The sequence below is a fragment of the Thermococcus sp. MAR1 genome, from assembly GCF_012027305.1.
GTDB lineage: Archaea > Methanobacteriota_B > Thermococci > Thermococcales > Thermococcaceae > Thermococcus.
The window spans coordinates 174,781-200,957 of the sequence record NZ_SNUF01000003.1 but is presented as its reverse complement, the minus strand read 5'-3'; the positions used below and the strand labels follow the sequence as shown (position 1 = coordinate 200,957).

Below are 26,177 nucleotides of genomic sequence, written 5' to 3'. Positions count from 1 at the left end.
CCTCTAAAAGGCATGCCATTTTTGATGAAACTTTTCTCCAGAAAAGTTTCTTAACGTGGGGTGGAACCCCACCTCGGGGGTTTGAGAGTACAGAGAGATAAGGGGGCGGAGCCCCCTTGTCTTTCGTTGTGGCGGGCCGGGCGGGATTTGAACCCGCGACCTTCGGCTCCGGAGGCCCTTTTTGATGATTGTGAGCCTCTCAGAAGGCTATTTTTGGAAAAAGAACGACTACTGTCAAAATGGGCAATTTGGGCAGAAAAGCAGCTCACAAAAAGAGTTGCCAGAGCGTATTTGAACGCACTCAAAAAAGCGCAAACCTTCAATGATTTACTGCAGATGAGAGAAGGCTCCAAAACACAAAGATTGGCTCTGAGAAGCTTCGCAAAATACATGTACGAATCGAGAATCATCACGAAGGAAGAATACGAGGCGATAAAGAGGTGCGTCAAGCTCAAAAGAACGAACAACATCGATACAAGAGTCTACAGAGACGAAGAAATCATCAACATACTCCGCCAACTCACCAACAAAAAACACCACCTCTTCCTCCGACTCGTCGTGGAAAGTGGTCTCCGTCGCTCTCACGCTATTTTCGCATGGGAAAAACTCAGAAAAGGAGAATACACAACGATGGGAGAATTTGTGTACACAGAACTCAACATTCGGAACAGGACAAAACAAGCATTCGTCTGCTTCTGCTCCACAGAGCTCGCAGATGCCATACACGAGATGAATGAGTCCGTATCCTACAACATTGCAGAAAATGTCGGCAAAAGACAGAGAATACTCTACAACGGCATACGGAAATGGTGGTACACCACAGCACTTGACGTGGGAATAGACTCCAATGTTGCCGACTTTCTCCAGGGGAGAGCCCCAACCTCTATCGGAGCCCGCCATTACCTCGATGCACTCAGACTCGCAAAGAAGCAGTACCCCAAGCTTCTACAGGCCATCAGAGAGCGCATTTACTCACACCTATAACCAGGCACTTTTCTCAACCTTTATTACTTTTGTAAGTAGTATAAATTGGGCCCTTCAGGCCCCCTGTGAATAGCGTATGGTACGGAGGTAAAAAATATGAACACGTGGGAACTCAAAGAACTCATCAAACAGAAAGAGGACGAGCTCTTTTGGAAGCGATTGAACCCAGAAGCCGTACTACGAGGAGAAACAGACAAACTGGAAGGGGAAATCAAAGCCCTCAAAGAACTGTACTGGGAGATGGTTCAGAGATGATAATAAGAGCCTCAGACCTTTTCACACTCGCCGACGCACTGGTAGTGCTCAGGGACCCAGAGATCGACATTACCTATCGCATGAGAATCGCAGACAAACTGGAAAGCCTCTACTGGAGGGCTTTGAAGGCATGGAAAGAGCAACACTCATCATAGAGAGGAGCATCCCACCAAAAGCAAAAGCAGAAGTCAGAGAACTATTCCAGAACATCGATACCGGACGCTTCAAATACATAGTGGTTGCATGGCTCGCATACTGGCATTACAGGAACTACGAACCGCCCCTCATCCCCCTGAGCGTCAGTCTTGCCGCAGGATTGTTCACGAAAAGGCCAAAAGAAGTCCAAAGTGACGAATTTGAGGTTTATCCTCCGTGATTTGCCCCGCCATTTGGCGGGGCCATCTTTCTTTCCATAACAGAATGAGACGAAACTTTCAGAGATACATCCCTCAAGATCCAATCTGGAAAGTTCTACCTCACTCTTGGGACTTTATCTTCCGTTCCAAGCCCCTTATCATGCCATAGAGCTTATTCAGATACTTGCTCTTGTACTGCTTTCCCTCCTCATCATAAACGACGTCCAGAATCTTTTCGATTACCTTGATTCTCTCCTCATGATCCTCGAATTGATCCACAGCCCAGTCCATGTCCCCCTTCAAAGAGGCAATCTCCCTTCGAAGTTTGGCAATCTCACGCCTGAGATCCTCGAGTTCTTCACGGATTTCCTCATCCCTCACCACCTATCACCTCCTTGAGCTTTTTCCTGTCAATTCGGACCACTTTGCGCTCACTCAAAACCCCTGCTTCCCTGAGCCTCCTGAGGACCCTACTCACTGTACTCGGACTTACATTGAGAATACCCGCGATTTTGCGGGAGGAGAATCCCTTCTGATACAGCTCCACCACAGTAACCAGCTTCCCTTCGTCCAACACAGGTGGCCTCCCCAACCGCTTACCCTTCTCTCTCGCACGCTTCAAGCCCTCTCTTGTTCTCCTTCGGATGAACTCGCGCTCGAGGTCGGCAAAAAGAGCCAGCAGAGTCGTCATTATCTTGAACTGCATGGCATCGGAAGTACTATCCAGGCCCTCCTTGACGGCGACAACGCGGACTCCCTTCCCCGTCAGTTCATTGAGAGTCAATATGACATCGCCGAGCGAACGCCCCAACCGGGTCAGCTCGGAAACCACGAGAATATCACCTTCCCGAGCCATTTCCAGTATTTTTGAGAAGCCTGGACGCTTCTTGGCGGGTACACCACCAGAAACACCCTCATCTTTGATTATCTCAAACTCCTCAATCCCCTTCTCAGAAAGCCAGCTCTTTACGCTCTCCATTTGACTGTCTATGTCCTGCTCATCCGTGCTCACTCGGAGGTACACGTACACCGTCATCTGCCCCACCCAAGTATGTATCATAAACATCGATATAAACTTTTGCACTATTGTATCAAAAACTTCAAAATGATAGATTTGACGTTTCAAAAATCTGAACGCAAGTATTTATGAAACATAAAGCCAGAACCGAGCCAATTTGACCCAACCGAACCAACGAAGCTCCCGCAACCCTTTTATCCACCAAGGTAGAAATCCCTCAACAGGTTGGTAGGGATGAATGAGAGGATAAAACCAGGCTACATCCTCAAGAGCACGAAATGGAAGGAGCCTTTTCTCGTCGAGATGGTGAACGAAAGTGGAGACACCATCATGGTAGGAGGCCACTACCTCAACTCCCGCAAGGCCGACCTCTACATACTGACGAAAGCGGACCTTGAGGAGATTGAAATCATCAAGAACCCTCTTGACTTCAAAGGAGACCCAGAAGCAGTTACCCTCGCAATTGAGGGAGAACGGTACCATTTCGCCTCACTCTATGACCCAATACTCGCGGTCAGCGTCTCGAAAATAGCACCCCTCCCATTCCAGATCGACGCGGTCTACAACCACATCCTCAGAAACCCCGAGATACGCTTCCTCCTCGCGGATGACCCCGGTGCCGGAAAAACCATCATGGCAGGCCTTGTGATAAAGGAGCTCAAGCTCAGAGGCCTGGCAGAGAGAATCCTCATAGTCGTTCCCGGCCACCTCGTACCCCAGTGGAAGAGGGAGATGAAAGAGAAGTTCCAGGAAAAGTTCACCATCGTCAACAGAGAGATTTTCCGGACGACGACAGACATTTGGAGACGTGAAAAACAGGTAATTGCCTCAATAGACTTCCTCAAGCAAGAGGACATCCTGAGGAGCCTTGAGAATGTTGATTGGGACCTCGTGATAGTGGATGAAGCCCACAAGATGGCCGCATACCGCTTCGGGAAGAAGATCCACCGCACGAAGAGGTACAAGGTGGGTGAAGTGCTCTCAAGGAACTCCACCCACATGCTCTTCCTCACTGCTACGCCCCACAAGGGAGACCCGGAAAACTTCCGTCTCCTCCTTGACCTCCTTGTTCCGGGTCTTTTCAGCGATAAAGAGATACTCCTTGAGGCAATAAGGAGAAACGAGAACCCCATATTCCTCAGACGTATGAAAGAAGACCTCGTGGACTTTGAGGGGAAGAAGATATTCAAGCCCAGGTATTCTCACACGGTGAACTTCAATCTCACTGACAAGGAGATCAGGCTCTACAACGACCTCTCCCGCTACATCCACTACCAGTACACAGTTCTCGAAGGGAGTAGGAGAAGCATAGTCTTCCCACTCGTGATACTCCAGAGGAGGTTCGCATCGAGCACGTACGCACTTCTCCAGTCCCTCCGGCGCAGAAAAGCACGCCTCAAGGAGTACCTTGAGAGCGGAGAGCTTGAGACCAGGGGTGTGCAACTCAACTTTGAAGACCTCCTTGAGCTTGAAGACGAGGAGGAGAGGGAAAGATGGAAGGCCGAGCTGAGGCTCGAAGGCCTTCCCATAGTGAGAAAGAGGAAGCTCATAGAGACCGAGATAAGAACCCTTGACGAGCTCATAAGGATGAGCGAGGAGCTGATAGCATCTGAGGAAGAGACGAAGCTCAAAAAGCTCAGAGAAACGCTGGACTTCATAGCGAGGGAACACGGTGAGAAAGAGAAGATCCTCATCTTCACGGAGTTCAAGGACACCCTTGAGTACCTCGTGAACAAGCTCCAAGAGTGGGGTTACACGGTTACCTTCATCCATGGCGAGATGGACATGGAAACGAGGCTTCAACGCGAGAAGGACTTCAGAGAGTGGGCCCAGGTTATGGTGGCCACAGAAGCGGCTGGCGAGGGAATAAACCTCCAGTTCTGCCACCTGCTCATAAACTACGACATCCCCTGGAATCCCAACAGACTTGAGCAGAGGATAGGAAGGGTGCACCGCTACGGTCAGAAATACCCAGTCCACATCTTCAACTTCGTGGCCAAAAACACGAGGGAGGGCATGGTACTTGAGAGGCTCCTCCACAAGATAGAGGAGATAAGGGAAGCCCTCGGGGATAAGGTCTTCGACGTCATCGGAGAGTTACTCGATGGGGAGAACCTGTACACCCTCCTTGCAGAAGTCGCCGTCATGCTCAGAGACCCGGACAGCGTCCTGAAGGAGGAAGAGCCAAAGCTCCAGCCAGAGGAGATCATGAAGAAGGCGGAAGAGCTTCTCGGAGAGAGCCTCGCGACGAAGCACATAGACCTGAGCAGGATAATGCAACTCCTTGAGAAGGCCGAAGAGAACCGGCTGTCACCGGAGTACCTCGAACTCTTCTTCATCAAAGCCATGAAACGCCTCAACGCGAGGATAAGGGAGAAGGAACCACACGTTTACTCGGTTGAGAGAACCCCCAGAGTCCTCAGGGAGATAGCGGAGAGGAAGCAGTACGGCACAGTGGAGCGCTCGTACAGGGCCATAACCTTTGACAAAGCAATCTCCGAGGAGAGAGACGACGTAGAGTTCGTCTCCTTCGGGCATCCGCTCTTCGAAGCTCTCCGCGAGTGGGTTCAGGAGGAGTACCTCAAAGAGCTCCAGCGCGGAGCGGTCTTCTACGACCCCAGGAATAGACTCCACGGCACCATCTGGTTCTTCGAGGGTGAAGTTCAGGACGGCTTCAACAAGACGGCAGGCAAGACGCTCGTGGCGGTCTACGACGATGGAGAGAGCCTTGAGGTCATAGACCCAAAGATAATATGGGACCTCGAACCGGCCAAAGATTCCCCCGAGGTGGAAGTTGAGTTCAGCCGGAGAGAGAACGCGATGATCTACGCCATGAAGGCCCTCGAAGAATATAAAGACAGGCTTCTCAAGGAAAGGAAGAGGCAGGCGGAGATAAAGGAAAAGTACGGGGTGAAGTCCCTCAAGAAGCTGATAGACGACCTCGACTACAAGCTGGCCGAGTACGAGATCCTCCCCCCGGAGGAGAAGAAGCGGTACGCCCTCACCATAAGGAACCTTGAGGAGAGGCTGAACCGTTATCGGAAGGCACTGAAGGAACTGCCGGAAAGAATAGCGAGGGAGACGAGCCTCATGGTAAGACCTCCAGTTTTCATCGGTGCCATCTACGTGCTCCCGAGGGGAGAGATGGGAGAGGATCCAGCCATAGAGGAGATAGGGATGCAGATAGCCATGGAGTACGAGAGGAGACAGGGGAGAACTCCAGTGGACGTCTCGAAGGAGAACCTCGGCTACGACATCTACTCTGAGGGCAACGGTGAGAAGAGGCATATAGAGGTGAAGGCGAGGGCAAGGCTCGGCGACGTCGAGCTCACCTGGAACGAGTACGTGACCGCGAAGAGGCTCCGCGACAAGTACTGGCTCTACGTTGTGGCGTATGCAGCCGAGAAGCCGACACTCTACATCATCCGTGATCCCGCTCACACGCTCAAGGTTGTGGAAAAATACGAGATAAGGTTCAAAGTCCCGCTTGATGAATGGAGAAAGAAGGGCAGGAAGGTTGAGGTCTGAGGAGGTGGTAGAATGGAAAGCGCAAACGGTGATGACTCAAACACAGACATCCAGATGATACTGGAGGAGCTCAAATTGATAGAAAGCAAGATACAGCAGTTCGATTCACAGCTTCACAGCATCACTCAGTTTGGCCTTCCACTATTGTTTACAATTGTATCAGTGGCAATGTTCCTCTATGATCGAAACCGAGTATTGGCAGGACTCGTCCTTATACTGGGTGGTTGGATAATGGGTACTGTCGGATTTATTGCCCGTAAGAATGCTCGTTATTTACGTGCTATGTCAGATCTCTCTTATGAGTTGGAAAAGAAACTTGAGTTCAAAATTACCCACACCATCAAAGAGACAAGGAAAACCCAATTCAATTGCCTCGAAGACAAAATATTTGATCCAAAATGGTACAGTCTCTTCAAATATCTTCTATTCATCGCTGGCTTATGGATAATTGCAAGAGCTTGGGGGTGAAATTGTGGAAGACAAACGCTTTATCGAGGTAGCCTTCCCGGTCAAGGCCGTAAGCGAAGAGTCCGCAAGGGAGAAGAACATAAGGCACGGCCACATCTCAACTTTGCACATCTGGTGGGCGAGACGCCCGCTGGCTTCTTCCCGCGCGACCAACTACGCCGCACTCATTCCAGCTCCAGAGGACGAGGAAGAGCTCGAACGGAAGAAGAGGTTCATAGCAAAGCTCTCGAAGTGGGAAAGTTCACTCGACGGGGAGGTCATAAGAAAAGCTCGGGAGGACATCATGGAGTACTTCAGGCAGGTACGCGATGACCCAAACCAGGAGAGGCCTCGCGTTCTCGACCCCTTCGCCGGCGGAGGCTCGATACCACTTGAAGCCCTACGCCTCGGCCTTGAGACGTACGCGGTTGACTACAACCCCGTTGCAGTTCTCATCCTCAAGGCCGTCCTTGAGTACCCCCAGAAGTACGGGAAAAAGAAGAAGGGAGCACTTGACCAGTGGATTTCAGGCAAGGGCGGAAAGGACTACGACCTCGTGAGGGACGTGAAGAAGTGGGGCGAGTGGGTTCTCAACGAGGCGAAGAAGGAGCTTGAACGCTTCTATCCCAAAGACGAAGACGGCTACATCCCGGTCGGCTACATCTGGGCAAGAACGATAACGTGCCAGAACCCGACCTGCGGGGCCGAGATACCCCTGATGAGGCAGTTCTGGCTGGCAAAGAAGAACAACAAGAAGGTGGCGCTCTACCCGTACGTCGAGGGCAAAGAAGTCAAGTTCAAGATAGTCGGCGACGGCTACGAGCCTATGCCGGAAGATTTCGACCCCTCGAAGGGGACGGTGAAAGGGGCGAAGGTCACCTGCCCCGTCTGCGGCATGACTCACGACGCGAACACCACGAGAAAGCTCTTCCGCGAGGGGAAGGCCGGCCAGAGGATGGTGGCGGTTGTCCTCTACCACCCGGAGAAGAGGGGTAAAATCTACCGCCTACCAACGGAGAGGGACATCAATGCCTACGAAGAAGCCAAAAAATACCTTGAGGAGAAGAGGGCGAAGCTCATGGAGGAGTGGGGGATTGACCCCGTGCCGGACGAGCCAACGCCTGAAGGCAGAGGCAGGGGGGCAGAGAGGGCATTTTCAGTGAGAAACTACGGACTGAACACCTGGGGAGACCTCTTCAACGACAGGCAGAAGCTCGCGCTGATAACCTTCGTCGAGAAGGTGAGGCAGGCCTACGAGAGGATGCTTGAAGAGGGCTATGACGAGGAGTATGCAAAAGCTATGGTGACGTATCTGGCGATTGTTCTTGACAAGTTCGTGGCTCGCTCAAATACACTATCTCGTTGGAATAATGTTGGCGAAAAAATAGAGTACCCTATTGGCAGGAGTTCCTTGGCAATAGTCTGGGATTACATTGAACTCCAAGCATTCTCCGAGGCAAGCGGAGGCTGGAATACAGGGCTTGAATACGTTGTAAATGTCATTGCTCATTGCTCCCAGTCTTCAGAGCGTTCCTCAAACATCATCCAAGGTTCCGCAACCTCACTACCATTCCCCGATGGTTATTTCGACGCTGTATTCACTGACCCACCGTACTATGACAATATTCCCTACTCCTACCTCAGTGACTTCTTCTACGTGTGGCTCAAGCGTACAGTTGGGGACCTTTATCCGGAGCTGTTCATAACCCCGCTCACGCCGAAGAGCAAGGAGCTCGTAGCTTACACCCAGAATCAAGACTGGGAAACGGCGAAGAGATACTTTGAGGAGGGAATGAAACAAGCACTCAAAGAAATCCACCGCGTCCTCAAACCGGGAGGGATCCTCGTGCTCGTCTACGCCCACAAAACCACAGAGGGCTGGGAGACGCTCATAAACTCGCTCCTCGACTCGGGACTCGTTCCAACGGCCTCTTGGCCTATTCATACGGAGATGAGAACAAGACTACGAGCAAGTGAATCCGCAGCCCTCGCCTCCTCAATCTACATAGTCGCCCGCAAGGTGGAGAAGCAGGGCGTCGGCTGGTTCGATGAAGTGAAGAGGGAGCTCAAGGCAAAGCTTGAGAAGAAGCTCGACCAGCTCTGGCGCGAGGGCATAAGCGGTGCCGACTTCTTCATCTCGGCCATAGGTTCGGCCATTGAGGTGTTCGGCAAATATGAGAGGGTTCTCGACTACGAGGGCAACGAGATAAGAGGTGACCGCTTGCTCCAACTCGTGCGCGATATGGTCAGCGACTACGCGATAAGACAGGTTCTCAGGGAGGACATCTCCTCCGAACTTTCTCCGCTCGCGAAGTTCTACGTGCTCTGGCGCTGGACGTACGGAGAGGCGAAGGTGGCCTTCGACGAGGCGAGGAAGCTCGCAACTTCCGTTGGCCTTGACCTTGAGAAGGAGTGGAACAGGGGCTTCATCGTGAAGGAGAAGGAGTTCATCCGCGTTCTCGGTCCGGGAGACAGGAAGCTGAAGGAGATAAAGGGCAACGACCTCATCGATGTCCTCCACAAGGCTTTACTCCTCTGGCAGGCCAACAGGAAGAGGGAGATGGTCGGCCTGCTCGCAGAGACCGGCTGGGGCGAGAAGGACGTCTTCTACAAGGTGGCCCAGGTCATCAGTGAAGTCCTCCCGAAGGACAGCAAGGAGAAGAAGCTCCTCGACGGCTTCCTCGCAGGCAGGGAGCACATAAGGAGGGCCATCGAGAAGGACGACTACTCGGTCTTCAACGGGGAAGATTCCAGAAAGCAGGAGACGATTGAGCGGTTCATAAAGGGCTGAACGCCCTACTCGGCTTTCTTTTCAATTTCGTCGAGGAGATAAACCACCTGGAGCTTTATCTCCGGGTTATCCGCTTTCAGTTCCTCAAGGACTTTCCGGGCGGTTCGTGCAAAGTTTTTGTCGAGGGTGTACAAAGTGCACGGCTCGTCTGTCTTGGCCGAGAACATCACCGCCTCGCTGAAGATGAGGGCATCGTAGTCGTCCTTGAATCTCTCCCGTACCTTGTCATAGATGTCTATCGCGGATTCAAGCTCCTCCGTCTGTAGCCTTATAATCCTGTGGGTACCGCCGAGTCTGTTTATCTTCGAGGTCTGCTCGATTATGAAGTCGTTCATCTCCCTGAGGAGCTTCACCCGCTTTCTGACGAGAAGAAGGCCCCTCTCCTCGGCGACTTTTACGATGTACTCGCAGAAGTTGAGGATTTGAGGCTCGGTTTCCCGGCAGATTTGGATCGTAAGCTCTCTGATGGCCCTTATCTCTTCCTCTTCGCTTGAGAACTCCATCTTGTTCGCTTTGCTTATGGCCTTCTTGAGCTTTGTGAGGGCACTGAAGGCTTTTTCGTAGAAAGTCTGTCGGAGCTCCTGGTAAACGGACTCCATTATGTCCATTCGACTGTCCTTGAAGAACTCTTCAACGAGCTTGTGGTTGGGGTCAGTATCGACGACTTTGGCCACTACGATGTTGGTGTCGACGAAGTTGGCCATTCCTTCCCCACCAGTTTGATGAGTTCCTCGACTTCCTCCGGGCTGGCGTCTCTTTCAAGCTCGGGAACCATCTCGACTATGTCCTTCCTGAGGAGGGGAATGTGCTCAAGCTTGCCGTTGAGTATCGCAAGTATCCTGAGGCTGAGCATGAGGATGTAGATTGAGAGCTCCGGGTTCTTCCAGTCCTCCAGCATCTTCTCGTAGAGCTTGATGAGGAGCGCTATTCCCTGGTCAAGCGTCATGTACCTCTCAAACTCTTCATCCGGCACCTCTGGATCGGAGGCTATCTCAAGGATGCTCTCCCTCATGGAGTTCAAAAGCCCCATCTGCCTCCTGATGTCGGTTCTTATTGAGTTCCTGAGCTCGTTCTCGTTGAGGATGTGCATGAGTTCGTCTATCTCGTCCATCACATCAGCGAGCTCTTCCTCGAATATCTTGAGCACTTCGGATTGGGCCTTGAGGTAGTGCATCCTGCTGGCTTCTTTCGGCAGTACCTGGGTTATTCTGGAGATGAGGACGTCTCGCTTCTCATCCAGAAGCTCTCTCAGGCGGGGGAGCGCCCTGAATCTGTGAGTCTGGTGCTTCTTCCTCACGTAGGGGATGGCAGAGAAGTAGGGGTCTATGGCGTCAAGTACCCCCATAAGCAGGTCATCGCTGTACTTATCGATCACAACCTCAGGAAGTGCCCAATGGCCTCTCCCGCTCTGAAGAGATCCCATGGTTCTCACTGTTTGCCATTCCGATGCGCTCCCTTATAAATAATTCCATCGAAGAATTCTGTCAATGAGGGTATGAGGGAACAGAAAAGCTTTTGTATCCGTGACACCTCGTAACACGAAATGGGTGACTGCCTCCTGAGGGGAATAGCGGGTCTTGTAGTTGTTGGGTTTATAGTACTGATGTTCCTCGTAACGACTTGGGAGTGGGGACTCGTTCAGCACGGAGCAACATCCGGGGAAAAAGTGACAATCCCGCTGAGCTTCTCAAATGATTCCAGCGCCTCAGTTCCAGCCAATACAGTGGAGAGTACTCCTTCGAGTGTCTTTTCTGGTGAGTCCAGGGAGCAGGTCCCTTCAACGTCGGAAGAGGCCGAACCACTCAACCTGAGCCAGGAAGAAGCTCTCCAGCTCAGGACAAGTCTCCAGAACTTCACCCAGAGCCTGTGGGAGAGCATATCCACGTACGGTTACGACAACGTTACGATTGTACTGGCCACATCTATCGCGTCCCTGCCCATGCTCCCCGAATGCGGGAACCTCTCGGGATACCAGAACCTTACCACATACAGCGAAGAAGTTTCAAACCTTACGGTGGCCCTCCACAAGTACAAAAATCTTGCAGAGGGTCTATCAAAGGATTACGGGATTGAACTGCCTTATTTGAATGAGGGAGAAATCAGAAGGCTCAAAAACACTCTCAAGCCCTCACAGGTTGAGGACATGTTTATGATGTGTTCGTTTGCTCGTGACTACAACAGACTCATCATAGCCGCTGGACAAGTGGTTCCAGGAGATAGAGGCACGTACTCAGCTTTCTACGAGAGGCTCTTTGTAGTGGGACTGGAGCTTATATTCATGAAGGAGAACGTTGCTTACAAGGTTTCGTACAAGCTTGTGGGTAATCTTCTATGGAAGACCCGCCTCTTCCACGTGATATACCGCTATGGAGGGAGTACAGCGCTCAAAGTCGTGATGAGCACAATGCACTGGGAAAGCCGGGGACTTATAAACCGGTACTTTGAGGCCTTTGGAGACAATCCGGAGATGGTAGAGGAGCTCATTTCAAAAGTTGACAATCCAGACTGGGTTCAGGCTCAAGTGAGCTCTCTGGGGAAGCTACTCGGAAACAAGACCAAGGAACTCATAGGGAACAAAACGGACCTCGTGGATAAACTCAAGGGTCTCTTTGGGTCGGATGATGGATGAGCAACCGGAAAGCCCAAATACTCCCGAGGGTATATGGTTCGGAGGTGTAACCATGGAGTTGAAGCCGTTTTACCAGATCGCCATTCCCCACGATGACATAAAGGAAGGAAGGTTCACCCTTGATACTTTTGCCGCTGACCTCTGGAGCGTTTATCAGAACAAGGGGCCCGAGGACTACAGGAACCCGGAGCTCTTCTGGGAGAGAACGTACATAACGAGTGGGTTGAGTGCTCTCCTGGACATAGCGAGGAAAAGGCTCCTCGAGGGCGTTGGGGATGCGGTGATACAGCTCCAGACCCCCTTTGGTGGGGGTAAGACACACTCGCTTATAGCACTCTATCACAAGGCCCGGGAGTGGGGCGCGAATGTGGTCGTTCTCGACGGAACTGCCTTTGACGCGAAGGAGGTCATCCTCTGGGAGGAGCTTGAGCGCCAGCTCACGGGCAGTGTAAGGCGCCTCAAGGGCAACGTCGCCCCGGGGAAGATAAAGCTATCAGAACTCCTCGAGGAGAAGGCTCCAGTGCTGATTCTCGTTGATGAACTCCTTGAGTACATGGTAAAGGCCGCTGGGGTAAGGGTTGGAGAGACCACCCTCGCCGACCAGACACTTGCCTTTATCCACGAGCTCACTGAGGTCGTGAAGTCCACCGACAGGGTTCTTCTCGTCATGACCCTCCCGTCCAGCATTCTTGAGCACTACTCGGAGAAGGCTGAGGAGTACTTCCAGAAGCTCCAGAAGATAGTGGGGCGCTCTCAGAAGGTGTTCACTCCAGTACAGGAGGAGGAAGTCCACGACGTCATCAGAACGAGGCTTTTCAAGAGGATTGACGAGACCGAGATGGAGGCAGTCGTGAAGCGTGTGGTAGAATACCTTGAGAAGGAAGGCCTCATCCCGGAGGGCCTCAACGCCTACCAGTACCGCCAGAGGTTCCTCCGGAGTTACCCCTTCCAGCCGGAGGTCATTGACGTTCTCTACCACCGCTGGGGTAGTCTGCCGAAGTTCCAGAGAACAAGGGGTGTGCTGAGGCTTCTCTCAATAGTGGTCCACTCGCTCATCGGAAGGGATGTATCCTTCATCAGGCTATCTGACTTCGACTTGAGTGTCAAGACGCTCAGGGACGAGCTCATAGACATCATAGGGGAGAGCAGGTACTATTCCGTCCTTGATGCGGACATTCTCTCGCCCAACTCCGGCGCAAAGCGGGTTGACAGGATGGTCGGAGAATCCTACGAGCACTATCGCGTGGGGACGAGAGCGGCCACTGTCATCTTCATGTACTCCTTCTCAGGCGGAGACGTGAAGGGAGCCACCACGAAGGAAATAAAGCTCTCCTGTGCCGATACAAGGTACTCGAGTAGTATAGTGGGAGACGCCATCCTCTACCTCAAAGACAATCTGCTCTACCTTCACTACCGCGATGGTCGGTACTTCTTCAGCCTTGAGCCAAGCCTCAACAAGCTCGTTGTGGACGAGATGAACAACGTGAGCGAGGAACAGATAAGGGATGTTGAGCACGAACTGCTGAAGGGTCAGCTCAAGGGCAGATACTTCAAGGTCTATCTGTGGCCGAGTAAACCGGTGGACGTTCCTGATAGCGATCCAAGCTTGAAGCTCGTTGTTCTTCCTGAGTATGACAAGGAGAAGGTTCTCCAGATTCTGCAATCTTACGGCGGTAGCGAGAGGGTTCACAAGAACACCCTCATCTTCCTCGTTCCAAGGGAGACGGAGAGGGCCAGTTTCAACAGGCTCGTGAGGAGGTATATTGCATGGAAGACCATCGACGAGAAGGCAAAGAAGGGTTCTCTGGAGCTCACTTCAGAGCAAAAGGATGACGTGAAGGAGAATTTGAAGCGGGCAAGAGAAGACATCGTTCAGAAGATAGCAGAGCTTTACAGGCTCGTACTGCTTCCCACTCGTGGCGGCTACGAAGAGCTTGACCTCGGCATGAAGCCCGTGGGCATCAAGAAGACCATCGAGGAGCTCGTCTACGAGAAGCTCAGAGAAGAGGGTAAGCTCGTCGAGAAGATGGCTCCAGTGGTCATCGAGATGAAATACTTGGACGGGAAGGGGTATATCCCAACGAAGGCACTCTACGAGAGCTTCCTCAAGACCCCGGGGATGCCACTCTTGAAGAGTAAGAGCGTGCTTATAGACGCGATACGGCAGGGGGTAAGCGAGGGGCGCTTTGGATTGGGGTACCTCACGGGAGAGGAGGTAACCTGCGAGTACCTTGGTGAAAGGCCTACGGTTACCCTTGACGAGAAAGAGGTCATCGTGAACAGGAAGTACTGCGAAGAGCTGAGGGAGAGAGCAAAGGCTGAAGCTGAGGCAGAAGCTCAAGCTATAGCTCAAGAAAAAGCTACAGCTGAGAGCGTAGCTGGAGCTCCTGAGGAGGAATGGAAGCCTCCAGCAGTCAGGGACAAGCAGGCCATGCTTGTGCCCTCGGAAACAGAGGGAAGAAAAGAAGTTGTGGAAAGCCAGGTAGAGTCCATTCACCTGCACCTGACACTGGGGCCCGGAACTGGAGGGCTGAGGGACATATTGAGGGCGTTGAACCTGCTGAAGAGCAAGTTTGAGAGAGTTACCATCGAGATAAAGGCGGAGAATGGGAACATGAGCCCGATGGAGTATGAGAATCTGCTTGAGACGTTCAGACAGCTGGGTATTGACGTTGAGGAACTTGGGAAGGAGTAATCTTTTCTCTTTTGCTCCCCTTATAAGTAGCTGTGAGGGATTTGATTCACGAAGCACGATCCACCAACATATTCAATGGCATCAATAGAGATAGCCCCTACACTACCCCACCTCGTACATCAGGAGTCGTGAATCGACCCGATGGTTACTATTATTGATCTCCCTGTTCGTAGTTTATCCCCAGTTTTGAGGGAATTGTCCTTCAGTATTGAGACGAAAAAGTTTTTATATAGTGTGCGCACACATAATGTTGAGGTGAAATCAGATGGGTAGGTACAATCTGTACATACCTGCATCCACAAAGTACCTTCTCAGAAGGGCTTCAAAGAGGTTTATGACTACCCAGGTAGAGCTGGCAAAAAAGATAGCCCGTGGTGAGATCACTATTGATGACATAACCTATTGGGGCCTTGATTTGAAAGACAAGGAGAGGATAAGGTTTCTCAAGGAAACAGAAGAAGAATTCTCCTTCAAGGCAGTCTTTCCGGTTCGTACGGACAATCCAAAGGGGATACGGGAGTACATAAAGGCCGTAGATGCAATCGTGGGCGATGTTGTGAGGGAGTTCTACAACAATCATGAAGATCTTGTCGCTTCTCTCAACTATGTCTCAATAGCCATCCATAGGATAATGAGGGAAGATGGACTTACGGAATGGGACAAAAAGCACCTTGCATGGCATGTAGAAGAGATTCAGAGGCTTCTCAGGGGTGATGGGCAATGATGCCGAAGTACGCCAGTCTTATCAGCGACGAAGACAGGGCAATCCTCGAAAACAGGGAAGCTCTTTCTGGCATGATAAAGAAATACTTGGAGTTTCTCTATGAGAACACGAACCAAGAGTACTGGTTCGAGATAAGAATTCTCGGGATGGATGAAAGCGTAAAGCGTAGGATGTTCAGAATCAAGGACATTGGAAGGGCTACGAATTACATCATCAGAGAAATGAACTCGGACAGCAGAATAAAGGGTATATATGTCACGATAAATCCAGCGGGAGGTCAGAAGGAGGGTTCCTTTACGAACGATGACATACTTGAAGTGATAAACCTGCCAATTGATGTGGATGTCTTCCACAATAGGGCCCCCTCTGGGGTTGAGATATCAGCCGTGAAGGAAGCGATAAAGAGAGCTGTTCAGAAGCTGTTTGGGAAGTACAACTTCAGGTACATGCTGGTTTTCTCAGGCTTTGGCTTCCATGTGTATCTCAAGGTAAATCCCGTAGAGGTTGGGGACAGAAACTGGCAGGCGGCTTTTCGGGAAGTCGGGAGGGAACTCGCAGACGAGTTTGAGAGGGTTCTCAAAGAGAGTATAGACCCCAACTACGTCTATCTCGTCGAGAATGCCGTAGACAAGAGCGTGTACAATCCCTCGCGCATTATGAGAGTTGCTTGGACCGTGAACAGGCGTGAGATAGCTGGAACAATCTACGAGTCCGTTTCAAAGATAGTTGAAGTTTCTGGAACAAACAGGCTCGAAATTGAGGGACTTATTGAGAAGAAGCTCCGGGAAGGGATCACAACGCAGGAAGAGCTTCACATTGAGAATAGGGGCAACATAAGGCTCAACAGCGAGGAAAAAGACGCCTTGGTAGAAGTCCTGAAAAAGTACTACATGCCGGGCAGGAGGCACAATCTCATCCTTGGATTTGCCGCCTTTGCCTGGCACCGGGGGATTCCAGTGGAGGATACACTCGAAGTTGTGAGAAGAGTGTACATTGAGACCCAGGATAGTGATCCATGGGAGGACCGGGAGAGAGCAGTTCTGGATACGTACTCGGCGACGCTGAAGAACTACAAGAGCTATCTGGGGAAAGGTACCATCTGGGAGCTCAACAGAGCACTCCGCTCTTACTACCAGCGAGCAATGAGAAAAACAGGGGATAAGCCAAGTGAGTACTCTGTAACAAGTGCTCGGAGAGTTCTCTCCAATAATTTTGACCTTCTTGAGTGGCTTATCGAACGCACCTCCGATATAATCAAGGAAGTGGACGAACGGAGCGGTAAGGTGACATATAAGGTCTCGTTTACCGTGGAGACAGCTGGAAAGGTTGAGACGATCGTTCTCAAGAACAAGGAGCGGACAGAGAAGGAAAAGATGTTCTACTCCCTCAACGAGGACTTTATGGCTCATTTCGGGGTTTACATCGTTGATCCGCTTTCAATCAGGAATCTCAACAAACAGGAAAGGAGAAAGTTCAACGACGTTCTCGCCAAAATAATGCTGGATTACTATGCATTCGTTACAAGAAACGCAAAGGAGATTGTAATAGAAGAGTACGAAGATGTCAAGAATGGTTTCCTGAATATCATCGAGACTGAGGTCTTTTGGATAGTGAAAATCGACGAGCTGAATTCAATAAGCGGAGACCGTGTAGATGAGCTGTTCAGGAAGAGGATAATGATCTACGCCGAAAACGAGAACAGAATCTACTTCGATCCTCACCTTCTCGAGTACGGATCTGACACCCGTGGATTCGCCAGAACTCTTGCCAAGTTCCTTCACAGAATGGGTATTATTGACAAGAAAACTTGGAGAGAAGTCAGACGGAGCAAATCTTTGAAGAATGGGAGGCATGTATACCTCTATTATCTGATTTCAGACAGATTCTTTGACTTCCTTGAGAAAGAGAACGCCATAAAGCCTCCCATAAAGACCATTGATGAGTACTTGAATGAACAGGAGTACTTGGATCTTGATGAGATTGCCGAGAAGGGTGTTACAGCATGAACGCTCAGATAACCATTCTGGGGCCTCCAGGGACAGGAAAAACCTCTGCTCTCTTCAATCTTTACAAGTACTTTACCGGAGACGTTTCCAAAGACGTTGCCAACTTCGTGCAACGATACGGCCTCAACAAGCTCATCATGAGGAGGGATTACACGGGCGATGAGGTTCTCTTTCTCACCTTTACAACTTCTGCGGTCAGGGTTCTGAAAGAGAGAGGAATTTACAACGCGTACACTCTGCATAGTTACATCACAAGGGTTCTTATGCGGAATAAACTCCTCACACCCGCAGGATTCATGAGAGAGCCATTTATTGCCGCGATGATGGAAATGAACTATGGCTATGACTTCAGGGATCGGTTCAGTTCACACCCGTCGAACGTTGCCGAGATAAGGTACAACTACTATTTCAACGTCTATTATGATAAAGACAGCAATGAAATCCTCAAAATCGTAAAACAACAGGAGAAAGACGCCGTGTACCAGAGAATAAGGGACTACGTAGCATGGAAGGAAGAAAAGGGCATTTTTGACTATGCGTCAGTTCTCAGATACTTCCTTACAACCACTCCTGCTACACTCGCTCCAGAAAAGGAGGGCAGTGAGCCCAGGGTCATGATAATGGACGAAGCTCAGGACTTCAGTCCTCTTCAATGGGCAGTCGTGAAGAGGTTGAGAAGCATTGGTCTCCTTGACTATGTCGTTGCAGCTGGAGACCCGAATCAGTCGATATATTCATTCCAGGGGGCTGACCCTTCCGAGTTTGCAAATTTTATGGCGTCCGGTACAGTTGTTGTATTGAAGAAAAGTTATAGGCTACCCAAGCACGTGTACAACAAGGCGGAGATGCTCACACGGTGGCTCGGGGTCCACTTCGAGTATGAGCCACGTGAGGAACCTGGTAAGGCCATCACAGAGTACCTGAAAAAGTCCAATCTCCTCAAGATGGACAGAACAACCGGTGATAGAGTAATTCAGATTCTTGAAAGCATTATGGATGAAGATAAGACCGTGTTCGTCCTTACACGAACAAACAAGCAAGCGAGAGAGATTGAAAAGTACATCATCGAGGCAGGATACAGAGTCTCAAGAATAAAGAATGACGACAGTCTTTATGACCTTCTTGAGGAAGTCATCGCCTTCGAGGAGAAAAGGAGCATTGGGCTGAGGCTGTTCTTCGCTGTAACTTCTCTGAATGAGGAAGGAATTCGTCTTCGATCACTGTTCAAAACGCCTGTAGATGCTATAATAAAGGTCGAAGAATGCCTTACTGGAGAGGAAAGCTCCAATAATGAAGACAATGGAGCCGGAGAGTGCTCTGATGACGTTCTATCCCTTGCGAGGTTCATTGAGAACCATTATCTTGATGTCCTTGATCCGGAAGAGAAGCGTGTTTTGGCTGGGCTCAGAAAGAGGAGGAATGGAAAGATAATCTACGTGGACACGATGCACGCCGCAAAGGGCGAAGAGGCCGATGTTGTCATTGTCATTGATTTCGTGAATCGTAAGATCGAAAAAGAGATTCAAAGGGATGAGAATGCTCTGAAGGAAGAGGTAAGGGTTCTCTACGTTGCGATGACTCGTGCGAGAGAGAGTCTTTATGTTCTCACGAGCAAGTCAAAGAGGTCTGTGTTGGGGTACGTGAGGTTTTGAGTTCTGGTGGGGGGCAATAGCCCCCCGGCCATACGTAGCCACAGGATGATGGCAAGATGCTATTCACGCGGCCACCTCGAGGTGACCATCGGCTATTGCACATCATCGAAATAAAACTTGCCTTTGTATCAGTCAATTTTTGAGATGGAGGCTTGTAAGAGGCAAAAATAAATATGACCGTCGGCCAAAATAGTATCAGTTTTGTGATATTTTTGCGCATTGGGGGTGAGGACTTTGAGGAAGCGCATATGTATCACAGTGAGCGACCAAATAATTGCTTTTTTGAATGAGAACGACATTCAGAAGTCTGCATTTTTTGAGGCAGCAGCTCTTTTGTATATGGCAATAATGTCAGGAACGCAACAAAATCAAAATTTCTGGCGGGCCGGGCGGGATTTGAACCCGCGACCTTCGGCTCCGGAGGCCGACGCCCTGTCCTGACTAGGCCACCGGCCCACGCCCATAGGTATTCCCCGGGTGAATTTAAAAACCTAATCACCCAGACGAATGGACCACAATGTTCATTAAGGCATTGAAAAGCACAAAAACTTTTTAGCCTGGGCACCCTACACAGAACAGGACGAAGGAGGAATGAACCATGGAACCGCATGAATTCAAGCTCACCGAGGAGGGTATAAAGGCCGTTCTTCCACCCCTTGAAGCCGAGATAATGGAGCACATGTGGAAGGTTCAGGTTGCCACCGCCGGCCAAGTATACGAGTACATGAAGGTGAAGCACCCGGACATAAGGCGCTCCACCATAAGCATCCTCATGAACCGCCTGTGCGAGCGCGGCCTTCTCAAGAGGAGTGTTGAGAAGGGCAGAGGCGGGATGAGATACGTCTACTCAATAACGACAACCAGGGAAGAGTTTGAGGAGAGGGTTGTCCAGAGCATCCTAGACGCACTAATGACAAACTTCAAGGAGGCGACCTACGCGTACCTGTCCAAAATCAAGAAGTGATGAGAAATGCTGTTCATCATCATGGTCCTTGAAGTCCTGCTGGCGGTAATAGCCCTAAGGGAGCTGGGCCTTAAGATAGCCATGGCCGCCTTCGGCTCCATAGTGCTTCTCTACTTCTGGGTCTCAACCAAGGACGTCAAGGGCAACTACGTGACCCTGCAGAGGAGCGAGATACCCTGGCTCTACGACGGCATCGCGGAGATGGCCAAAAAGGCAGGGCTCCCAATGCCCAAGATATACATCCTGGACGACTACATACCGAACGCGTACTCGTTCAAAAACACGATAGTACTTTCCCTCGGTCTCTTTGAGGTGCTTGACAGGGAGGAGATACTCGCAGTTGCTGCCCACGAACTGGGCCACATAAAGAACGGTGACACCAAGGTATTCCCGGTACTGGCGTACGGCAGGTACCTGATGATGGTCTTCACGGGAATACTGATACTCCTCGCCCACAGGCCGAGCATTACGCTGGCGGCGTTGCTCCTCTACGCTCTCTACGAGGTCGCCAGAGCGAACTTCCTCAAGGGCAGGGAGTTCTTGGCGGATGAATCGGCACTCCGGTTGCTGGAGGTGCCCATGAGTCTGAAGCATGCCCTTGAGGAGCTCAAGTACTACGAGGACCTCAGGGCCGATGTAAGGCTGAGCGCCGTGCCCAGCATAGAGCCATCCATAGAGAGGCGCCAGAAGGTCCCGAGAATAGAAACCCATCCGAGCTACGATGAGAGGATATTCAGGATACTCGTCGAGATTCACGGCAACAACATGTTCAACAGGAGAATGCAGTGATGCCTTATGGCGGTGGAGATAGTACTGGACAGGGAAAGGGCCGAGAGGATAAAGCGCATACGGCCCACCAAGGACGAGTACTTCATGCTCATAGCCAAGCTCGTATCGCTCAGGGCGACCTGTCCGCGCCTGAGGGTTGGAGCGGTAGCGGTCAAGGACGGCTACATTTTAGCGACAGGCTATAACGGTGCACCGAGGGGCATGGAGCACTGCATAGACGCCGGATGCCTCATCGTCGACGGCCATTGCCACAGGGCCGTCCATGCAGAACAGAACGTCATAGCGATGGCGGCCAGAAAAGGGATAAGCCTCGAGGGGGCGACGCTTTATGTCACCCACTTTCCCTGTGACACCTGCTTCAAGCTGGTCATCAACGCCGGAATTCGGGAGATAGTCTACGAGGAGATGTACCCCAACGAGGCGACTGAGATTCTCCTGAAGGAAGCGCAGGAAAAAGGAATAGTCAGGATAAGACAGTTCAGGCTCCCGAAGGAGAGAGTACGGGCCTTTTTGGAGGAGCTCTTCGGGGAGTTCGCAGATTAGAGCTTCTCCTCGATTTTCTCTAGTCTTCTGTTCATCTCCTCAAGTTCGATGGCGATTTTCCTCGTCAGCTCAGTTATCTCCCTCTCAGTCCTGTCCACGGCAAGGTAGACCTTGAATATCATCAGGTACGCCAGCCCTATGGCAACGACGAAGAGCGAATCAAGGCCCCTTCCGAGACCCAGGAGTCGCTTTATCGTCATGGCTATCTCGATGGGGAATATTGAGACCACCAGGAGGCCGACCAGGATGGCTCCCCAGAACAGGAGGTCACCCCACTCAAGTTCCCTCTTTCCATATTTGCCAAGCACGTAGAGCATCAGGGCCAGTACAACTGCTATGGCTATGTACTGAACCGCGTACATCACAATCACCTCAGTTTGTCAAACAGCAGGTTGAGGGCTATCTTAACTCCCTCCAAGATGTTTGTCCCCTTCTTCATCGAGTACTCCGTGTAGACGGCACGGATGGGTACCTCAACGATGCGGCACTTATTTCTCGCCGCTTCAATTATAATCTCGCTCGAAACAGCGTAGCGGTCGCAGGTTATCCTTATCCTGGCGGCACAGTCACGGCTGAAGCATCTCAGCCCGCTCTGACTGTCGCTGACGTATTTTCTCGCAAAAACGGCAGTTATTGTGTCCAGGACAAAGTTTCCAAAGCGCTTCACAAAGGGCATCTGGCTGGTGTCGCCCTTGAGCCTCGAACCAACGGCAAAGTCGGCTTTTCCCTCGGCGACGGGCTTCATAACGCGCAGGGCGTCGCTCACGAGGTGCTGGCCGTCGGCGTCGAATGTTAGTATGAGCCTGGCCTTCTGCCTAAGGGCGTAGGTGATTCCAGTCCCCAGTGCACCGCCCAGGCCCCTGTTGACGAGGTGGGTAAGAACGTGAACGCCCTTCGAGCGGGCTATCTCCCGGGTTCTGTCACGGGAGCCATCGTTGACAACGACTATCTCATCCCGCCTGAAGTACCTGAGCAGGTCGTCGAGGACGGCACCGATGGTCATCTCTTCGTTGTAGGCCGGCACAACAACGTAAGTGCTTAGAAGGTTTTCCAGGAGTCCAAGGAGTCCCCCCATGTCTTCAACATCAAAATCCGGGGTTGAGTCAACTGAAAAGCTCATCCTCCCGGCGGTGTGGCCCGTTATCATAACGCTCAACGCACCGAGCTCCCTGGCCGGGAGTATGTCGTAGCCGTGGTCGCCAACCACTAATACCTTGGTCGGTTCAAGGCCAAAGGCCTCGATTATCCGCCGAAGCTGTCCTGGATTGGGCTTGAGCTCGTCCGGCGGAACATCGTCACGGGTGGAGACAACCTCAAAATAGCCACTCACTCCATGCATCTCCAGCGCCTTAAGGGCCGCCTTCCGGGAGCTCCGGGTCATTATCGCCATCTTGACGTTCCTTTTCCTCAGAAAGTCCAGAACTTCCAGAACGCCTTCAAAGAGAAAGCTATCACCTATCCTCTCTGTTTCGAGCTTCACAAGGATTGAGTAAAGCTCCCCGAAGTCCCTTCCAGTCTCCTGAGATATTCTCAGCAGATTCTCGTACATCGGCGTCATGTCGCCGATTATCTCCTTAGGGATTCCCATCTCAACGAGCCGGGACTTGAGCTCTTCCTTGATCTCGGCAAAAGGCTTAGGTGCACCGACCAGCGTTCCGTCAAGGTCAAAGACCACCAGTTTCACGTCCATGTTCTCACCGAAGGGTTTATTTTTGGCTTGTTCTAAGGGGATTGGGTGTCTAAGATATGATGGCTCCAGTCCTTATAGGTTTAACCCTAACGCTCATCCTCACCCCTTACGTAGCGGGGAGAATGAAGAGGGCTGGAATCATTGGGAGAGACATTCACAAAATGGACCAGCCGGAAGTGGCGGAGATGGGTGGTATAGCTGTTCTTCTCGCCGTCCCTCTGGCGCTCTCGCCCTTCATGGACGAGGAAATCGTGAGGGTTCTCACGGTCTTTCTGCTCTTCGGAGTCGTTGGGATCATAGACGACCTCACTAATCTGAGGCAGCTCCACAAGGTCTTTCTATCGCTCTTGGTCTCAATTCCGGTGGCGTTTTTCGGCATCTCACCGGAGGTGGACATCTTCGGCTACGCGCTCAACCTCGGCATCCTGTACCCTGTCTTCGCGGTGCTCTTCGTCACCGGCTCGGCGAATTTAGTTAACATGCTCGCGGGATTCAACGGGCTGGAGATAGGCACTTCCGCAATAATCCTCGGAGTTCTGGCCGGGATAACCGATGGGGATGCAAGGCTCATTGCCCTCGCTGGCATGGGGGCAACCCTCGGGTTCCTCTGGTGGAACCGCTACCCTGCGAGGGTTTTTCCGGGTGACACCGGAACGCTCAGCGCCGGCGCCCTGATAGGTCTTGTCGCCATCACCGGAAAGGCAGAAGTTTACGCCGCGTTGCTTCTGATTCCCCACTTCCTCGACTTCGCCATAAAGGCAACGGGTGTTCGCTTCGGCGTGAGGAGGCATGGGAGAACGAGGGTTCTCCCAGACGGAACGCTTCAGGCGCCGCCGTACCCCAGCTTCCTGGGGACAATAATGAGAAGAGTTAAGGTGACGGAGCCCAAGCTTGTGGCGATTGTGTGGCTGATAGAGCTCACTCTTGGCCTTCTCGTTTGGGCTCTTCATCAATTACTTTGACCATTCCAAAGCCGTAGCGGGTCTTTTCGCCGAAGCCGTTCTCGTAGCCGAAGCGGGCTATCTCAAGGGAACCGTGGTAGCGGAATATCATGAGGGAGCCGCGGTAGTAGGTGTCCCTGACGAGAATCCTGACGGGCTTGAACTTGATGACATCAATTGTGAAGTCCCTCTCCTCCGGCATGGTGCCCATTATCGCCGAATACCTCATTAGCATTACCTTGCGGAGCTTGTCAAAGAAGGCCCCCTCATTCGGGTAGAGGTCCCATATCTTCATCTTGTTGCCGCTGAGCTTGACGGTTCTAACCATTATTGGACTGAGCGTTGAGAAGAGCGCCCCGTCCTTTATGCGGGGTTCCTTAAGGATCTTGATGTCGTCCGCTATGAAAGCTGCATCGCCCAGCTGGAGAACTGGACTGTCAATAAAGCCCTCCACAACGGCCTTTATCAGCTCGCTGGAAGACGAGGAGACATAAAGGGAAACATCGTCGGAGAGCACCTTTATTCCCCTGTCTGGTAGAAGTTCACGCTTCCTAACCATGATGCGGGAGAAGGTGAAGTAATCAACGTGACTTACCTCGGCCTCCCGGGCTATTTCGGGTGAAACTATAGCCATCTTTTCAAGAAGCTGAGCGTAAACGTCATAGTTATAATTGAACGGGAGAATCGTGCCCTCCTTTGCGGGCCTGAACTTTATCTCAACTCTCATTACATCCCACCCCTTGCTATAACCCCTTTATAGTTGGTACTCGAAGTTAATAAGAATTTCGCAAATAAACCATGGTTCCATTACTTCAAAATTAAGTCAGGAAAAATCCGCACATCCCGTACCAAAGGTATATAAAGCCGGGTACCCCAGAGCATGCATGGGAAAGATAGAGTTAAAAAGACCCTTCTACACAGTTTTAGATGTGAGAGGTGAAAAATATGAGCGTTGAAGACGTCGGAGTTAAACCATCGGACGAGTACGATGATTACATCATGTACCTCAAGAGGAGAATCAGGCAGCTCGAACTCCAAGTGAGAACCCTGGAGGCAGATAAGGAGAGGCTGGAGAGAGAGCTCTCCCGTCTCAGAATGGAGATGTCCCGGCTAAGGCAGCCCCCGGCATTCGCGGGCACGCTCCTCGAGGTGCTCGACGAGGACAGAGCGATAGTCCAGAACTTCAACGGACCGCGCTTTGTCGTCAGGATAGCGCCATGGATTGAGCGCGAGAACCTTAAGCCGGGTTCGAGGGTTGCCCTCGACCAGAGGACGATGGCAGTTGTGGAGCTCCTCCCCAGCGAGAAGGACCCGAGCGTTCTCGGCTTCGAGGTCATCGAGAGGCCGGAAGTGAGTTACAGGGACATCGGCGGCCTGGACAAGCAGCTGCAGGAGCTAAGGGAGGCCGTGGAGCTCCCGCTCAGGCATCCGGAGCTTTTTGAGAAGGTAGGAATTGAGCCGCCGAAGGGCGTCCTCCTCTACGGTCCGCCGGGCTGTGGGAAGACCCTCATGGCAAAGGCCCTCGCCCACGAGGTCAACGCCACATTCATAAAGGTCGTCGGCAGCGAGCTGGTGAGGAAGTTCATAGGCGAAGGGGCAAGGCTGGTTCACGAGTTATTTGAACTCGCCAAGGAGAAGGCCCCGACCATAATTTTCATAGATGAGATAGATGCAATAGGAGCGAAGAGGATGGACGAGACCACCGGCGGCGAGAGGGAGGTCAACAGAACCCTGATGCAGCTCTTGGCTGAGATGGACGGCTTCGACCCAAGGGGCAACGTGAAAGTCATAGCGGCAACCAACAGGCCGGACATCCTCGATCCAGCTCTGCTGAGACCCGGCAGGTTCGACAGACTGATAGAAGTTCCGCTTCCAGACTTCAAGGGCAGGCTGGAGATACTCAAGGTGCACACGAGGAAGATGAACCTCAAGGACGTCGACCTGCGCGTAATCGCGGAGATGACCGATGGGGCCAGCGGTGCGGACCTGAAGGCCATAGCGACCGAGGCCGGAATGTTCGCCATAAGGGCGAGGCGCGAGTACGTCACCCAGGAAGACTTCATGAAGGCCATCGAGAAGGTCTTCGGCGCGGAGCAGAGGCTCGCCCAGCAGATAGCCATGCACGAGGTCATGTATGGCTGAAGGCAACTTTCACCGCAACTTTT

23 protein-coding genes and 1 tRNA gene are annotated in these 26,177 nt (G+C 51.7%); 16 read left to right on the top strand and 8 right to left on the bottom strand.

What is annotated here, in order from left to right:
• Positions 1 to 60: 60 nt before the first annotated feature.
• The 3 genes from E3E25_RS11720 (at position 61) to E3E25_RS11260 (ending at position 1,615) form a co-directional block, all read left to right on the top strand.
• The gene (locus E3E25_RS11720; protein WP_167893370.1) at positions 61 to 984 is read left to right on the top strand and encodes an integrase; all 924 of its coding nucleotides are present in this window, start codon (positions 61 to 63) and stop codon (positions 982 to 984) included.
• A gap of 96 nt (positions 985 to 1,080) precedes the next feature.
• Positions 1,081 to 1,239 carry a hypothetical protein gene (locus E3E25_RS11265; protein WP_167893369.1) on the top strand — a complete coding sequence of 53 codons (159 nt, stop codon included), beginning with the start codon at positions 1,081 to 1,083 and terminating at the stop codon, positions 1,237 to 1,239.
• A gap of 130 nt (positions 1,240 to 1,369) precedes the next feature.
• Positions 1,370 to 1,615 carry a hypothetical protein gene (locus E3E25_RS11260; protein ID WP_167893368.1) on the top strand — a complete coding sequence of 82 codons (246 nt, stop codon included), beginning with the start codon at positions 1,370 to 1,372 and terminating at the stop codon, positions 1,613 to 1,615.
• Positions 1,616 to 1,715: 100 nt separating this feature from the next.
• Here E3E25_RS11260 and E3E25_RS11255 read toward each other — a convergent pair whose 3' ends face one another.
• Together E3E25_RS11255 and E3E25_RS11250 are read right to left on the bottom strand one after the other, a co-directional pair.
• Positions 1,716 to 1,976, bottom strand: coding sequence for a hypothetical protein (locus tag E3E25_RS11255; protein ID WP_167893367.1), 261 nt, complete (start codon positions 1,974 to 1,976; stop codon positions 1,716 to 1,718).
• Positions 1,966 to 2,631, bottom strand: coding sequence for a recombinase family protein (locus E3E25_RS11250; RefSeq protein WP_240910834.1), 666 nt, complete (start codon positions 2,629 to 2,631; stop codon positions 1,966 to 1,968). The genes E3E25_RS11255 and E3E25_RS11250 overlap by 11 nt, the downstream gene beginning before the upstream one ends.
• A 216-nt stretch (positions 2,632 to 2,847) precedes the next feature.
• On the opposite strand from E3E25_RS11250, the gene E3E25_RS11245 reads away from it, so the two are divergent.
• The 3 genes from E3E25_RS11245 to E3E25_RS11235 are packed head-to-tail and all read left to right on the top strand — an operon-like array spanning position 2,848 to position 9,379.
• Positions 2,848 to 6,141 (top strand): helicase-related protein, encoded by a 3,294-nt coding sequence (locus E3E25_RS11245; RefSeq protein ID WP_167893408.1) that lies wholly within the window; start codon positions 2,848 to 2,850, stop codon positions 6,139 to 6,141.
• A gap of 12 nt (positions 6,142 to 6,153) precedes the next feature.
• The gene (locus tag E3E25_RS11240) at positions 6,154 to 6,609 is read left to right on the top strand and encodes a hypothetical protein (protein WP_167893365.1); all 456 of its coding nucleotides are present in this window, start codon (positions 6,154 to 6,156) and stop codon (positions 6,607 to 6,609) included.
• A 4-nt stretch (positions 6,610 to 6,613) separates the two neighbouring features.
• Positions 6,614 to 9,379 (top strand): DUF1156 domain-containing protein, encoded by a 2,766-nt coding sequence (locus tag E3E25_RS11235; RefSeq protein ID WP_167893364.1) that lies wholly within the window; start codon positions 6,614 to 6,616, stop codon positions 9,377 to 9,379.
• Positions 9,380 to 9,384: 5 nt separating this feature from the next.
• On the opposite strand, the gene E3E25_RS11230 is transcribed toward E3E25_RS11235, so the two are convergent.
• Entirely contained in the window at positions 9,385 to 10,083 is a 699-nt protein-coding gene (locus tag E3E25_RS11230; RefSeq protein ID WP_167893363.1) for a hypothetical protein, read from the bottom strand.
• A complete protein-coding gene (locus tag E3E25_RS11225) occupies positions 10,053 to 10,802 on the bottom strand; it encodes a hypothetical protein (protein ID WP_167893407.1) in 750 nt (249 codons plus the stop codon). Before E3E25_RS11225 ends, E3E25_RS11230 begins: the two co-directional genes overlap by 31 nt.
• 120 nt (positions 10,803 to 10,922) lie before the next feature.
• Here E3E25_RS11225 and E3E25_RS11220 point away from each other — a divergent pair, with 120 nt between their 5' ends.
• From E3E25_RS11220 to E3E25_RS11200, 5 genes are all read left to right on the top strand, one after another.
• Positions 10,923 to 12,008: a hypothetical protein gene (locus E3E25_RS11220; protein WP_167893362.1), complete on the top strand. Its 1,086-nt coding sequence runs from the start codon at positions 10,923 to 10,925 to the stop codon at positions 12,006 to 12,008.
• Positions 12,009 to 12,060: 52 nt separating this feature from the next.
• The gene (locus E3E25_RS11215; RefSeq protein WP_167893361.1) at positions 12,061 to 14,703 is read left to right on the top strand and encodes an ATP-binding protein; all 2,643 of its coding nucleotides are present in this window, start codon (positions 12,061 to 12,063) and stop codon (positions 14,701 to 14,703) included.
• A 265-nt stretch (positions 14,704 to 14,968) separates the two neighbouring features.
• Positions 14,969 to 15,427 carry a hypothetical protein gene (locus tag E3E25_RS11210; protein WP_167893360.1) on the top strand — a complete coding sequence of 153 codons (459 nt, stop codon included), beginning with the start codon at positions 14,969 to 14,971 and terminating at the stop codon, positions 15,425 to 15,427.
• Entirely contained in the window at positions 15,424 to 17,433 is a 2,010-nt protein-coding gene (locus tag E3E25_RS11205; RefSeq protein ID WP_167893359.1) for a hypothetical protein, read from the top strand. The genes E3E25_RS11210 and E3E25_RS11205 overlap by 4 nt, the downstream gene beginning before the upstream one ends.
• Positions 17,430 to 19,085: a UvrD-helicase domain-containing protein gene (locus tag E3E25_RS11200; RefSeq protein WP_167893358.1), complete on the top strand. Its 1,656-nt coding sequence runs from the start codon at positions 17,430 to 17,432 to the stop codon at positions 19,083 to 19,085. The genes E3E25_RS11205 and E3E25_RS11200 overlap by 4 nt, the downstream gene beginning before the upstream one ends.
• Positions 19,086 to 19,463: 378 nt before the next feature.
• Here the strand turns inward: E3E25_RS11200 and E3E25_RS11195 are convergent.
• A tRNA-Arg gene (locus E3E25_RS11195) sits at positions 19,464 to 19,541 on the bottom strand.
• A gap of 142 nt (positions 19,542 to 19,683) precedes the next feature.
• On the opposite strand from E3E25_RS11195, the gene E3E25_RS11190 reads away from it, so the two are divergent.
• The 3 genes from E3E25_RS11190 to E3E25_RS11180 are packed head-to-tail and all read left to right on the top strand — an operon-like array spanning position 19,684 to position 21,381.
• Entirely contained in the window at positions 19,684 to 20,049 is a 366-nt protein-coding gene (locus E3E25_RS11190; protein ID WP_088181112.1) for a BlaI/MecI/CopY family transcriptional regulator, read from the top strand.
• A gap of 6 nt (positions 20,050 to 20,055) precedes the next feature.
• On the top strand, positions 20,056 to 20,838 hold the full coding sequence (locus E3E25_RS11185) for a M48 family metallopeptidase (RefSeq protein WP_167893357.1): 783 nt from the start codon (positions 20,056 to 20,058) through the stop codon (positions 20,836 to 20,838).
• A 6-nt stretch (positions 20,839 to 20,844) separates the two neighbouring features.
• Positions 20,845 to 21,381 carry a cytidine/deoxycytidylate deaminase family protein gene (locus E3E25_RS11180; RefSeq protein WP_167893356.1) on the top strand — a complete coding sequence of 179 codons (537 nt, stop codon included), beginning with the start codon at positions 20,845 to 20,847 and terminating at the stop codon, positions 21,379 to 21,381.
• Here E3E25_RS11180 and E3E25_RS11175 read toward each other — a convergent pair.
• Positions 21,378 to 21,743: a DUF2304 domain-containing protein gene (locus tag E3E25_RS11175; RefSeq protein WP_167893355.1), complete on the bottom strand. Its 366-nt coding sequence runs from the start codon at positions 21,741 to 21,743 to the stop codon at positions 21,378 to 21,380. The two genes, E3E25_RS11180 and E3E25_RS11175, sit on opposite strands and share 4 nt — an antisense overlap.
• A 5-nt stretch (positions 21,744 to 21,748) precedes the next feature.
• Complete coding sequence (locus tag E3E25_RS11170; protein ID WP_167893354.1) at positions 21,749 to 23,071, bottom strand: glycosyltransferase; 1,323 nt, start codon at positions 23,069 to 23,071, stop codon at positions 21,749 to 21,751.
• Between the two features lie 56 nt (positions 23,072 to 23,127).
• Here E3E25_RS11170 and E3E25_RS11165 point away from each other — a divergent pair, with 56 nt between their 5' ends.
• Complete coding sequence (locus E3E25_RS11165) at positions 23,128 to 24,033, top strand: glycosyltransferase 4 family protein (protein WP_167893353.1); 906 nt, start codon at positions 23,128 to 23,130, stop codon at positions 24,031 to 24,033.
• On the opposite strand, the gene cas6 is transcribed toward E3E25_RS11165, so the two are convergent.
• On the bottom strand, positions 23,990 to 24,739 hold the full coding sequence (gene cas6, locus E3E25_RS11160; protein ID WP_167893352.1) for a CRISPR-associated endoribonuclease Cas6: 750 nt from the start codon (positions 24,737 to 24,739) through the stop codon (positions 23,990 to 23,992). The two genes, E3E25_RS11165 and cas6, sit on opposite strands and share 44 nt — an antisense overlap.
• A 218-nt stretch (positions 24,740 to 24,957) precedes the next feature.
• Between cas6 and E3E25_RS11155 the strand changes: the two genes are divergently transcribed.
• Positions 24,958 to 26,154, top strand: coding sequence for a proteasome-activating nucleotidase (locus E3E25_RS11155; RefSeq protein ID WP_167893351.1), 1,197 nt, complete (start codon positions 24,958 to 24,960; stop codon positions 26,152 to 26,154).
• The last annotated feature ends 23 nt before the right edge of the window (positions 26,155 to 26,177 follow it).